Annotated in this window: 12 protein-coding genes and 3 tRNA genes; 11 read left to right on the top strand and 4 right to left on the bottom strand. The window is 39.3% G+C overall.

Annotation, left to right across the window (positions count from 1 at the left end; all coding sequences use genetic code 11):
* Positions 1-32 precede the first annotated feature (32 nt).
* The 7 genes from tsaD (at position 33) to NU09_RS11255 (ending at position 5,871) form a co-directional block, all read left to right on the top strand.
* Positions 33-1,055: a tRNA (adenosine(37)-N6)-threonylcarbamoyltransferase complex transferase subunit TsaD gene (tsaD, locus tag NU09_RS11285; RefSeq protein ID WP_129751396.1), complete on the top strand. Its 1,023-nt coding sequence runs from the start codon at positions 33-35 to the stop codon at positions 1,053-1,055.
* Positions 1,055-1,762, top strand: coding sequence for a 16S rRNA (uracil(1498)-N(3))-methyltransferase (locus NU09_RS11280; RefSeq protein WP_129751395.1), 708 nt, complete (start codon positions 1,055-1,057; stop codon positions 1,760-1,762). Before tsaD ends, NU09_RS11280 begins: the two co-directional genes overlap by 1 nt.
* A 114-nt stretch (positions 1,763-1,876) precedes the next feature.
* Positions 1,877-2,233 (top strand): DUF2200 domain-containing protein, encoded by a 357-nt coding sequence (locus NU09_RS11275; protein WP_129751394.1) that lies wholly within the window; start codon positions 1,877-1,879, stop codon positions 2,231-2,233.
* Positions 2,234-2,392: 159 nt separating this feature from the next.
* Entirely contained in the window at positions 2,393-3,031 is a 639-nt protein-coding gene (locus NU09_RS11270) for a DUF4159 domain-containing protein (protein WP_129751393.1), read from the top strand.
* Positions 3,031-3,540, top strand: a complete 510-nt coding sequence (locus NU09_RS11265) for a TrmH family RNA methyltransferase (RefSeq protein WP_129751392.1) — start codon at positions 3,031-3,033, stop codon at positions 3,538-3,540. Before NU09_RS11270 ends, NU09_RS11265 begins: the two co-directional genes overlap by 1 nt.
* A gap of 59 nt (positions 3,541-3,599) precedes the next feature.
* The gene (locus tag NU09_RS11260) at positions 3,600-4,691 is read left to right on the top strand and encodes an AI-2E family transporter (protein ID WP_129751391.1); all 1,092 of its coding nucleotides are present in this window, start codon (positions 3,600-3,602) and stop codon (positions 4,689-4,691) included.
* 1 nt (position 4,692) lies between these two features.
* Positions 4,693-5,871 (top strand): THUMP-like domain-containing protein, encoded by a 1,179-nt coding sequence (locus NU09_RS11255; RefSeq protein WP_129751390.1) that lies wholly within the window; start codon positions 4,693-4,695, stop codon positions 5,869-5,871.
* Here the strand turns inward: NU09_RS11255 and NU09_RS11250 are convergent, their stop codons facing one another.
* Positions 5,872-7,320: a PQQ-dependent sugar dehydrogenase gene (locus tag NU09_RS11250; protein WP_242501864.1), complete on the bottom strand. Its 1,449-nt coding sequence runs from the start codon at positions 7,318-7,320 to the stop codon at positions 5,872-5,874.
* Between the two features lie 161 nt (positions 7,321-7,481).
* Here NU09_RS11250 and NU09_RS11245 point away from each other — a divergent pair, with 161 nt between their 5' ends.
* From NU09_RS11245 to NU09_RS11230, 4 genes are all read left to right on the top strand, one after another.
* Positions 7,482-8,051 carry a hypothetical protein gene (locus NU09_RS11245; protein ID WP_129751389.1) on the top strand — a complete coding sequence of 190 codons (570 nt, stop codon included), beginning with the start codon at positions 7,482-7,484 and terminating at the stop codon, positions 8,049-8,051.
* Positions 8,052-8,208: 157 nt separating this feature from the next.
* A tRNA-Ser gene (locus tag NU09_RS11240) sits at positions 8,209-8,292 on the top strand.
* A gap of 8 nt (positions 8,293-8,300) precedes the next feature.
* Positions 8,301-8,375 (top strand) — tRNA-Pro (locus NU09_RS11235).
* 27 nt (positions 8,376-8,402) lie between these two features.
* Positions 8,403-8,476: transfer RNA gene (locus tag NU09_RS11230), tRNA-Arg, on the top strand.
* A gap of 53 nt (positions 8,477-8,529) precedes the next feature.
* Here NU09_RS11230 and NU09_RS11225 read toward each other — a convergent pair.
* The 3 genes from NU09_RS11225 to abc-f form a co-directional block, all read right to left on the bottom strand.
* Positions 8,530-9,303 carry a phosphatase PAP2 family protein gene (locus tag NU09_RS11225; protein ID WP_129751388.1) on the bottom strand — a complete coding sequence of 258 codons (774 nt, stop codon included), beginning with the start codon at positions 9,301-9,303 and terminating at the stop codon, positions 8,530-8,532.
* An 81-nt stretch (positions 9,304-9,384) separates the two neighbouring features.
* A complete protein-coding gene (locus NU09_RS11220) occupies positions 9,385-10,158 on the bottom strand; it encodes a phosphatase PAP2 family protein (protein ID WP_129751387.1) in 774 nt (257 codons plus the stop codon).
* A 79-nt stretch (positions 10,159-10,237) separates the two neighbouring features.
* Positions 10,238-11,824 carry a ribosomal protection-like ABC-F family protein gene (gene abc-f, locus NU09_RS11215; RefSeq protein WP_129751386.1) on the bottom strand — a complete coding sequence of 529 codons (1,587 nt, stop codon included), beginning with the start codon at positions 11,822-11,824 and terminating at the stop codon, positions 10,238-10,240.
* Positions 11,825-12,062 lie beyond the last annotated feature (238 nt).

Here is a 12,062-nt window from a genome sequence, read left to right as displayed (position 1 = left end):
CAATTTTGTAACTCAAAATCCGTGCCTAAATTATGCAGGAAAAACCCACATATATCCTTGCCATAGAAAGTTCGTGTGACGACACTGCCGCCGCTATATTAAAAAATAACAAAGTATTGTCTAATATTGTGGCCAGACAGGCCGTTCATGAAGAGTATGGAGGTGTTGTACCGGAGCTTGCCTCAAGGGCGCATCAGCAAAATATTGTACCCGTTATAGATGTGGCACTTAAAAAAGCCGGAGTTAATCGTGAAGAGCTTAGTGCTGTTGCCTTTACACAGGGTCCCGGATTAATGGGATCATTACTTGTGGGGAGTTCATTTGCCAAGTCTATGGCTATGGCGCTTGATGTTCCGCTTATCGCCGTAAACCACATGCAGGCACACATACTGGCACATTTTATTGAGGAAGAAGGTTTTGATATGCCTGAGTTTCCGTTTCTGGCAATGACCATTAGCGGCGGGCATACCCAAATTGTAAAGGTAACCGACTATTTTACCATGGAGGTTATAGGCGAAACTACCGATGATGCTGTAGGTGAAGCTTTTGACAAAAGTGCTAAAATATTAGGACTGCCTTATCCCGGCGGGCCTTTAATTGATAAATATGCACAGGAAGGAAACCCTAAGGCTTTTCCTTTTACCAAGCCTAAAGTGCCCGGACTAAATTTTAGTTTTAGCGGACTAAAAACCCAGATACTTTATTTTATACAAAAGAAAACTGAGGAAAACCCCAACTTTGTTGCGGAAAACCTACACGATATATGTGCTTCCATCCAGTATACCATTATCAATATCCTTATGGATAAGATAAAACTTGCCGTAAAGGAAACCGGAATTAAACAGATAGCCATTGGCGGTGGGGTTTCGGCAAACAGCGGCATTCGTAAAACACTTAAGGAAGCCGAAAAGAAATACGGATGGAAAACCTTTATTCCTAAATTTGAATATACTACCGATAATGCTGCTATGATAGGCATTGTGGGTTACCATAAGTTTTTAAAACACGAGTTTAACGATGCCTCTGTGGTGTCTAAAGCAAGGATAGAACTATAATGCAATTATTTTATAACCCACAGCTTAAAGCGGAAGAAAGCACCTTTACTTTTGATAAGGATGAGAGCCGCCACATAGTTAAAGTATTACGCAAAAAGGAAGGCGACACCATTAACATTACCAATGGAGAAGGGCTTTTGTTTATTTCGGAAATTACTTTTGCAAACGATAAAAAATGTGAGGTTAAGATAACCAAAAAGGAGTTTTTTGAGCCTATGTCCTATTATTTGCATCTTGCAGTGGCACCTACTAAAATGAACGACCGTTATGAATGGTTTTTAGAGAAGGCTACCGAAATAGGCATACATGAAATTACCCCTATTATTTGTGAACACAGCGAACGTACAAACGTTAAGACCGACAGGTTTGAAAAGATACTGCACAGCGCCATGAAGCAATCGGTGCAGTATTATATGCCAAAGCTTAATGAAGCTGTTTCACTTAACGATTTTATAGAAACTACCGATAAGGACAGTAAGCTGTTTATTGCTCACTGCGAGGAAACCGAAAAGAAACTGCTTAAAAACGAAGTTACGCCAAAAGAGAAAATTACCATACTTATAGGCCCTGAAGGCGATTTCTCCCCTAAGGAAATACAGCTTGCCTTAAGCCGTGGTTTTATACCTGTATCATTAGGCAATACCCGCCTGCGTACCGAAACCGCTGCTGTAGTGGCAGCACATAGTGTGGCTTTTGTAAATGAGTAAATAAACTTCAATTTAAATTAATAACCTTGACTTTGATTCTTTTGTATAAAGACAAAAGAATTATGAAACAATTCATTTTTTGTACCTTAGCCTTAATCAAAATCAGCAATCAAAATGGACGATAAGAACTACCAAAGGATACTAAAAATGTCATTTGCAGGTGTATACCCTCACTACCTTACCAAAGTAGAGAAAAAGGGCCGCACTAAAGAAGAAGTAGACCATATTATCCACTGGCTTACAGGATATGATGCAAAAACATTACAGCAGCATCTTGATAACAAGACCAATTTTGAAGACTTTTTTACTCAGGCAACCATTAACCCAAACGCATCAAAAATTACAGGCGTTATTTGCGGCTATCGTGTGGAAGATATTGAAGTGCCGCTAATGCAACAGATACGCTACCTTGATAAACTGGTAGACGAACTGGCTAAAGGCAAAGCCATGGAAAAGATTTTGAGAGAGTAAAAAAATTATTATTAAGTAGAATTGAGATTTCTCACTATATTTCATTTCGTTCGAAATAACAATAAGCCCAATTTACCTAATGAGTCATAGCCTTGACTTTTTGGTTCTTTTGTGTCAGGACAAAAGAAGACTTAAACCAACTTTCCTTATATTTACATCATGAAAAAACTCCTTACACTACTATTGCTGGCACCTGCGCTTTTACTGGCACAGGATATTGCGGTATTAAAATATTCGGGTGGTGGCGACTGGTATGGTAACCCTACATCGGTACCTAACCTTGCCAAATTCTGTAACCAGAACATAAGCACCAGGATTAATACCAAAATAGCAACGGTAGAACCGGGAAGCCCTGATTTGTTTTCTTACCCTTTTATACACATGACGGGGCATGGTAACGTGGTATTTAGCGATAACGATATTGCCAACCTGCGCAACTACCTTACTTCGGGAGGTTTTTTACATATAGACGATAACTACGGTATGGATCAGTACATACGCCGCGAAATAAAACGTATTTTCCCTGATAAGGAACTACTGCCAGTACCATCTTCTCACGAAATATTTAAAGGTCCGTTCAATTTCCCTAACGGATTGCCTAAAATACACGAACACGACAACAAGCAGCCACAGGCTTTCGGCATCTTTATAGAAGGCAGGCTGGTATTACTGTACACTGTTGAAACCGACCTTGGTGACGGATGGGAAGACCCTGAAGTACACAACGACCCTAAAGAGGTAAGGGAAAAAGCACTTAAAATGGGTGCCAACATTGTTAACTACGCATTTAATAATTAATGTCGCAGCAGCTTACCCACAACGAATCCATTTTTAATAAAAAGACTTTTCCTGTTACGCTGGTTTGCGATAATATCGTATTTCAGCCTAACATAGGTTCTATTTTCCGTATTGCCGAAGCTTTTGGCGTTAGCGAGATAATTTTTGTAGGCGAAGGCATTGCCCTTACCCCCCGTAAAATAAACCGCACCTCACGCAGCACACATAATATGGTTAAGCACCGCGTGATACAAAGTACACAGGATGCTGTTACCCTGCTTACCCAAAACGATTACCATATTGTAGCCCTGGAAATTACCGATATGAGCACTCCGCTAAAATCGGCTCAGTTTACTACTGATAAGCCTATTGCACTTATAGCCGGCAGCGAAGTATCTGGCATTAGCCCTGAATTTTTACAACTTGCCAATCAAACCGTACATATTGAAATGTTTGGCGATAACAGTAGCATGAATGTGGTTCAGGCTGTGGGAATTGCCCTTTACGACATAACCTCAAAAATTGGTTAACATCCATTTAATATTGGGCTTTTTTTCATACATTCACGGTAACTAATCAATCATCAAACATGATAACATCAAAAACCATAGCAAACGGAATCGTTAGGGCTGTACTTATTTTAGCTGCTATATTTTTACTGCTGCTGTTTTTATATAAAATCCAGGTACTATTTATCTATCTTGCTATCGCCTTGGTAGTAGCCCTTATTGCCTCGCCTATTATCCATTTTCTGGAAAATAAGCTCAAGTTTAAACACACGCTTGCGGTAATAACTACACTCGCGCTATTACTCTTATTGCTTATAGGTTTTATATTATTGTTTGTTCCGCTTATTATTACACAAAGTCACAATCTGTCACTACTCGACACCGATAAACTACAGGGAGACTTAAACAGTGTTATAATGCATATTAAAAGTTACTTTTCCGATTACAATATCGATACGGATAAACTAATGAAAGAAGCCGATATCACCTCAAGCATCAACTTTAAGTTTATTCCTAATTTTATTAATTCACTGGTAGGTATCCTTAGCGGATTTGGTGTAGGACTGGCATCGGTACTGTTTATTTCGTTCTTCTTCCTTAAGGACACTGAATTGTTTACCAAAAGCTTCAGGAAAATATTACCGGATGAGCACGAAGAAAAAATACTTCATTCCATAAAAAAAGTAAACCACCTGTTAAGTCGCTACTTTATCGGGCTTATTATACAAATGAGCATACTGTTTGTTATGTACCTTATAGTACTGCTTATTTTTGGAGTGGAAAATGCCTTTATCATTGCCTTTATAACGGCATTCTTAAATATCATTCCGTATGTAGGTCCGCTTATTGCTACCGTTTTGGTAATTGTACTTACCATGCTGGGGCATATTGGCCCGGAGCATCAGGGAGAAATGCTGTCAACAACCATCTATGTGGTAATAGGTTATAGTATTGCACAGGCAATAGATAACAATGTGAGTACACCGCTTATATTTTCAAATAGTGTAAACTCGCATCCGTTGGAAATATTTATAGTAATTTTGGCCAGTGGTTTTGTTTTCGGAATACTGGGAATGATTATAGCCGTTCCTGTATATACAGCTATTAAAGTTGTGGCTAAAGAATTCTTCCCGCAAAACCCGGTTGTAAAAATACTAACGAAAGACCTATAGTTTGCCGCATACAATTTTAGACCCGCAGGTACAGCAGTTTATTTGGGATAATACCGATAGTGATGTCACCAAACTGGCATTGCAGAAAAATCCGTTTCCCAATGTGGAATGGACCGATATCCTAAACCAGATAGCTGCACGCCAAAAGGCTAAGGACAAACTGCCTACATGGTTTAAAACGCAAAACATCATCTACCCTTCAAAAGTATCGGTAGAGCAGACATCATCAGAAGTTACGGCACAATACAAGGCCTCTTTGGTTTCGGGCGAAAGCCTTATAGACCTTACGGGAGGTTTTGGTGTAGACGATTTCTATTTTGCTAAAACCATTAGCAAAGTTGCCCATTGCGAAATGAACGAACAGCTATCCCAAATTGTTGCTAATAATATTAGCACTATGGGTATTGTCAATATAGCATGCCATACGGGAGACAGCTTTGATATACTCACCAGACTGGATAAACAATGGGACTGGATTTACATAGACCCGTCGCGACGAAGTGATGTAAAGGGTAAGGTATTTATGCTAAAAGATTGCCTGCCTAACGTACCGGAGCTTTTAGACACCTATTTTAAATACAGCAACAATATTCTTATAAAAACGGCTCCGTTACTGGATATATCAGCCGGATTAAGCGAACTGCATTCCGTTAAGGATATATATATTACAGCGCTCAATAACGAAGTAAAGGAACTTTTATGGAGTCTTGAAAAAGGTTTTGAAGGCTCCCCTACATTACATGCCGTAAACCTAACCAAAGACGGCGAACCGGAAGTATTTACTACCCCTATAGAGGATGAGCCAGATACCGTATATTCTTTACCCCTGCACTACCTTTATGAACCCAATAGTGCCGTAATGAAGTCCGGAGCATTTAATGCTGTGGGCAAACAGTTTGGTTTGTACAAGCTACACAAGCATACACAGCTTTACACAAGCGATAGCCTGACTTATTTTCCGGGGCGCAGGTTCATTATTCAGGAAATTATACCTTACAGTAAACCTGAGATGAAAAAGCACACCGAAGGAAAGAAAATGAACATTACTGTGCGTAACTTTCCTATACCTGTAGAGGAACTGCGCAAGAAATGGAAAATAAAGGACGGCGGAGACACCTATGCCTTTTTTACTACCGATAAGGACAATAATAAACTAATGCTTATTTGCAGCAAAGCCTGATTAAGGAGTAAACTTCCTTAATCTGAATACACTTCCTTTAGCATCTTCTACTGCTACATAGATGAAGCCATCAGGTCCCTGCCTTACATCACGTAAACGGCCTATGTTTTTAAGCAGCATTTCTTCCTTAACCACTTTGTTACCCTCAAGATAGCATAGATTTAAATACTGAAACCTAAGCGAGCCTACAAGCAGGTTTCCTTTCCATCCTTTGTAATGATCGCTGGTAACAAATGTCATTCCGCTTGGCGCGATAGACGGTATCCAGTAATGAATAGGATCTGTAAATCCGGGGCCAGTCGTTTTGTCGGTTATTACTTTTCCGTTATAGTTTATTCCGTAGCTTACTTTTGGCCAACCGTAATTATCTCCCGGTTTGATGATGTTTATCTCATCACCTCCGCGTGGGCCATGTTCTGTTTCCCATAATTCCCCTGTAGACGGATTGATTGCCAAACTTTGCGGGTTACGGTTACCATAGCAATAAACAGTAGTAGGCTTACCTTTATCATCCTTAAACGGATTGTTGGCAGGAATCCTTCCGTCAGGATAAATGCGGTGTATTTTACCCAACTGGTTATCATCAAGGCTTTGCGGGTTTTGATTCTCATTACCCCTTTCCCCAACCGATATGTACAGGTAACCTTTATCCAATACCAGCCTGCTGCCATAATGGTGGCGCGTAGGCGCATATGGATTAGCCTCAAAAATTATCTTTTGGTCGGTCAATTTATTACCGTTAAGCTTTGCCCTCATTACCGCAGTAGTGGCAAGCGTTTTCCCGTTTACTTTCTTCCCTTTTGAATAGGAGAAATATATAATACTGTTATTTTCATAATCTACATCGGTAACCACATCAAGAAGCCCGCCCTGTCCTTCTGCCACAACATCGGGAACTCCGTTAACTTCTGTATTTTTCCTGTCCTTAACACGGTACATTTTACCACCACGATCTGTTACTAACAGTTCTCCGCCAGATAAAAAGGCAATACCCCAAGGAACGGCAATACCTGTAGCTACAGTATCCAGTTTTATTGTAAAGTTATCGCTTTCAAACAGGTTTGTTTTAGGCTTATCGTCAAAGTTATAGCGATCTACATTCTTAATGCCGTCTAATATATATTGCGCAAGCTCTTCGGTCTCCTTATCACTAAAGGTTTCTGCAAAAGCAGGCATACCCTCGTCCTTATAACCGTTTTTAATACCAAAAACCAAATCTTTAAGTTCCCTGCCATGCTTCCATTGGCGGTCTACAAACATATCCATCTTTTCGCCGTGGCAGCCTGCACAGTAGTTGTGGTAATTTTGTGCAGCATCGGTCTGATAGCCTTTTTCGGCTATAACAGGAGTGCTTTGGGTATAGTTTTCCTTCTTCTCTTTTTTAATACAGGAAAACATAACAACAGAGGTTATGGCTATAGCCGGAAATAAAAAATTCTTATTGATCATGATGCGGATTTTACGGTTGTCAAATTACAAAAACCTGCAGTATCACACAACGATAATTACAGCCTTAATTATTAAATTAAACCTAAATTTTACAGGCAGGCATTGGCCTTTTTGTTTATATTTGGCACCACGCTGTCAATAATAAAAATATCACCTTATATATGAAAAAGAGCATACTGCTATTGTTACTGTTACTGGGTTTAACCGCAAATGCACAGCAAGACGACTGTAATTATACCGTAATAAGCACCGAAACAGGAGAAATAAAATCGACACCCGAATACCTTATGTTTGAAAAGGTTTTTGGAGGTACCTCATCGTTTATATTCTTTTCCCTTAGCAACCACGACGGCATACCTGTATTAAACTTTCAACTACTGGCAAAGAGCAACGAGTTCCCAAAAGTATACTGCCTTAATAATAAGTCGCGCATACACCTGCAGCTTTTAAACGGAAAGATCGTTACCCTTATTTGCATTAGCGAAGACCAATGCTCCGGACTGGTTTATGACAGTGTTGAGAAGAAAAACATAAGAATGCTTAGCGGAAACTTTCTTTTCACAAAAGGATCTATTGAAGATTTAGACGAATCTCCCATATCTTTTATGAGGGTGAAGTACTCCGGAGAGACGGTAGATTACCCTTTAAGCAGCAACCTTAAATCGGAAACAATGGGGCAAAATTATACTCCCGACAGTTATTTTATCAAATACATGAAGTGTGTTAAGTAAAAAACTACAAATTTTTACTTTTGCTATTATACTGACTGTTAAAGACTTTAAATAAATGTTTCAAAAAAATTAAAAAAACCTTTAAAAATAGTTGCAGAAAAGAGAATCATCATCTACATTTGCAACCGCAAAAAAGGCTTAAAGCCTTGAGCAAAGAGGAGAGGTGCCGGAGTGGTAACGGAGCAGATTGCTAATCTGTCGGCGGGTAACCGTCGCCAGGGTTCGAATCCCTGTCTCTCCGCTTCTTTTCGGGGTGTAGCGTAGCCCGGTCATCGCGCCTGGTTTGGGACCAGGAGGTCGCAGGTTCGAATCCTGCCACCCCGACGAAAAGAACTAACACAAACTTTTTCAGGTCGCGTAGCTCAGCTGGATAGAGCACCTGCCTTCTAAGCAGGCGGTCACAGGTTCGAATCCTGTCGCGATCACAAAAAGCCTTTGAGAAATCAAAGGCTTTTTTGTTTTTATGCGCTTTCAGTTTTTAAAACCTCACTACCATTCCCCCACCAAACTGTTCTCCGTTATAAAAAGGCATTATCATAGCGGTAATCTGCTTCTCACCTTTCTTATCCTTAAATATCCTGTTCTTTAAAAACGGGTATACCCAGTAGGCAATTTTGGTACTTAGTATACCTATACCGGCTCCTGCCGCCACATCGGTAAGCCAGTGCCTGTTGTTATAGATTCGCATAAGCCCCGTACCTGTAGCAACCACATACCCCGATATACCATACCAAATAGATTTATCCTTATATTCCTGTAACAAGAACTCGGCACCTGCAAAAGCAGTAGCTGTATGCCCCGATGGAAACGAATTGTAAGCCGTAATATCAGGTCGCTGTACATCGGTCATAGCCTTAAGGCTACGCACAGTGGTAAATGTTATCAATAAAGAAGTCGTAAGTATAATGGTCCTGTCCTTAAAATTATGCTCTCCTTCTACCCCAACAAGGTTTAGGGCATATACCGAAAGCATAGGTACAAAACGGGTAACATCGTCTATGGTACGTTCTTTATGTTCGTTTCTTAAAACCTCATCCCTTACATCGGTATTCAGCTTTTTAATATCGTCGTTATTAAGCCCTATTACACCATACGCTATAAGTGTAGAAGGGATAATAACCTGCTTTAGTTTAAAATGGTATTTAGCTGCCGAAAAATCATTCTTTACAATAGTATCTGTAGCGGTAGTGGTATCCTGTGCAGTAAGCACAAAGGGGAACAATGCCAAAAACAAAATAAGCTTCTTTATCATTTTACGGTTTAGGGGTATCTGGATTACGTTTGCGAAAATAAATTAAAAAAGTAAATTCCTGTTAAACAAATCTTAACAAAACTAAAATCTTATTGTCATGGCCCCTCCAAACTGCTCTCCGTTATAAAAAGGCATTGCCATGGCAGTTACCTTTTTCTCTCCTTTATTGCCTTTAAAAACCTTTTCCTTTAAGAACGGATATACCCAGTAGGCAAACTTGGTACTCAGTATACCTATACCGGCTCCGGCAGCCACATCGGTAAGCCAGTGCCTGTTGTTATACATCCTGAACATACCTGTACCCGTAGCTACTATATAGCCTGATATTCCGTACCAAACCGACTTATCCTTGTATTCCTGCCATAAAAACTCGGCTCCGGCAAAAGCAGTAGCCGTATGTCCTGACGGAAACGAATTATACGAACTGCCATCAGGACGCTGTACATGCGTAAACGATTTCAGGCTCAGTACGGTACTGCTCATAACCAAATAAGAAGTAGCCATAATTATGGTACAGTCCTTAAGATCGTGCTCGCCTTTAACACCCGAAAGGTTTAAGGCAAATACTGATGCCGCAGGGGCATACTGCATAAAGTCGTCTATGGTTATTTTTTGGTCAATATCCTCTACAACCTCATTCCTTATGCTGTTATTAATTTTTTGAAACTGTCCGTTATCCTGTCCTATTATCCCATACCCTATTAATGCCACAGGAACTATAAGATAATGTGCTTTAAAATTGTGAACTTTAGGGGAAACAGCATTAACAATGGTGTCGGCTTCATTTTGGGCTTTCTGTGCTTTTAGTGTTAGCGGGCACAACACTAAAAACAAAATCAATCTTCTAATCATCATTATGGTATTATAATTCCATAACGGGCACAGAAATAATAAATTGAACCACCTAAACAATCTTAAGGAAATCTTAAATTTTTCACTTTAGGATAACCTTCCTGTTTACATTTATCTCTTTTAGAAAGTATTCATCGTGTGATACTACTATTAATGTTCCCTGATACTGATTAATTGCCTGCGTCAAAATTTCCAGATTAAGGATATCAAGATTATTGGTTGGTTCATCTAAAATAATTACATCAGGTGCCTGATTGCCAATTGTAAGGGCACATAGCAATAACCTCATTTTTTCTCCTCCGCTAAGCACACTGCATGGTTTATCCCAATACTCAGCAGAAAATAAAAACCTGTTAAGCCGCATCTTAATATCGTGCTCCTGCAATCCTCCCGTATTAAACTCCTGTGCCTGTTGATACACGCTCAAATCATCTTTTAAAAGAGAATATTCCTGATTTACATATACTGTCCTGAAATCAGCTCTTTTAATATTACCTACAGGCTCAAGTTCTCCTGTTATTATTTTTATTAAAGAGGTTTTACCGCTACCATTAGCCCCCTTTATAGCAATACGTTCCCCGCTGATAACATCAAAACTTAAAGGGTTTTTCCATAAAGGCTCACTATCATAACTTATATTAATGTCCTGAGCCTTTACAAGTACTTTCCCTTTATGCAAGTCAGAACTGTCAAGATTCACCTTCATCTTATCGGTTCCCGATAAACCTGAACGCAAATCCTGTAGATCTTTTGTTAAAGATGCCACCTTTTCTGCATGTACACCTTTTATCTTAGCCGTGCTTTTCTCTGCACTATTCTTTAAGGTATTCATGGAAATGGTAGGCAAACCTGCTTTTTCCTGTTTCTTCTTACCTCTTGAGTCAAGCTTTTGTTGCCTCTCAATGGTTTCCTTTTCTACTTCTTTGGCTTTACGCAAAGCCTTTTCCCTGCTCTTTAAGTCATTTTCAAGAGCCTCTGCTTCTATCTTCTTCTGCTCAGCATAAAAATCATAATTACCGCCATACACATTAATCCCTTTAGGGGTAAGCTCGCAAACAGTAGTTAACAGATTAAGCAGTGTCCTGTCATGGCTAACAATAATAAGCGAAGTGTTTGTTGTTTTTATAAAATCGTAGAGAATTTTTCTTCCTTCTGTATCAAGATGGTTACTGGGTTCATCAAGCAATACCATTTCAGGATTATGAATAAGGATACCTGCTAAAAACACTTTTGTTTTTTGCCCGCCGCTAAGGGAGTTCATCTTTTGCATAGGGTTTACACCCTTAAGCCCCCACTGGGCAAAAGCCTCAGTATAGCGTTCTTCAATACTCCAATCGTCATCAAGTACTGCCATATTCTTTTCGGTTACATTACCCGAAAGAATTTCATTATAGGCATTTAGCTTTTTATGAATACCCAAAGCCTCTGCAATTGTCATATCATTATACTGCCCCAAAAGCTGAGGAACATAATAAGGTACAGAGTCGGTTTTAAAAAGGCCTTCGGCAGGCTGTAGTAAACCTGCCAGTATTTTTAAAAGTGTTGATTTTCCTACCCCGTTATTACCTATTAAGGCAATCTTTTCATGTTTGTTTAGGGTAATATTTACATTAGAGAATAGTATATCCCTGTTTGTATGTGTATAACATACATTTTGTAGAATAAGCATAATAATTTCTTTATCTGAATAATTAAATAATCACAGCCTAAGTGTGGCCGCCTGTTTTATTACCGAAAAGAAATTATTAATCACATATAGTTATGTCTTTTAATTACAGGGCAAATATACAACAAACTGTAGAACCTCTACACACAAATTAAACGCTTTCCCCACAAAAGTGTTTAAAAATAACTGTTTTTACCAACAAAACCGTAACGGCATAATTATTTCATTATACAATGCATAT

Source organism: Flavobacterium beibuense (genome assembly GCF_004151245.1).
GTDB lineage: Bacteria > Bacteroidota > Bacteroidia > Flavobacteriales > Flavobacteriaceae > Flavobacterium > Flavobacterium beibuense_A.
This window is presented reverse-complemented; position numbering and strand designations above follow the sequence as displayed.

Bases quoted from the DNA above. Each gene is read 5' to 3' on its own strand.
- tsaD (WP_129751396.1), top strand. From the start codon at position 33: ATGCAGGAAAAACCCACATATATCCTTGCCATAGAAAGTTCGTGTGAC.
- NU09_RS11280 (WP_129751395.1), top strand. From the start codon at position 1,055: ATGCAATTATTTTATAACCCACAGCTTAAAGCGGAAGAAAGCACCTTT.
- NU09_RS11275 (WP_129751394.1), top strand. From the start codon at position 1,877: ATGGACGATAAGAACTACCAAAGGATACTAAAAATGTCATTTGCAGGT.
- NU09_RS11270 (WP_129751393.1), top strand. From the start codon at position 2,393: ATGAAAAAACTCCTTACACTACTATTGCTGGCACCTGCGCTTTTACTG.
- NU09_RS11265 (WP_129751392.1), top strand. From the start codon at position 3,031: ATGTCGCAGCAGCTTACCCACAACGAATCCATTTTTAATAAAAAGACT.
- NU09_RS11260 (WP_129751391.1), top strand. From the start codon at position 3,600: ATGATAACATCAAAAACCATAGCAAACGGAATCGTTAGGGCTGTACTT.
- NU09_RS11250 (WP_242501864.1), bottom strand. From the start codon at position 7,320: ATGATCAATAAGAATTTTTTATTTCCGGCTATAGCCATAACCTCTGTT.
- NU09_RS11245 (WP_129751389.1), top strand. From the start codon at position 7,482: ATGAAAAAGAGCATACTGCTATTGTTACTGTTACTGGGTTTAACCGCA.
- NU09_RS11225 (WP_129751388.1), bottom strand. From the start codon at position 9,303: ATGATAAAGAAGCTTATTTTGTTTTTGGCATTGTTCCCCTTTGTGCTT.
- NU09_RS11220 (WP_129751387.1), bottom strand. From the start codon at position 10,158: ATGATGATTAGAAGATTGATTTTGTTTTTAGTGTTGTGCCCGCTAACA.
- abc-f (WP_129751386.1), bottom strand. From the start codon at position 11,824: ATGCTTATTCTACAAAATGTATGTTATACACATACAAACAGGGATATA.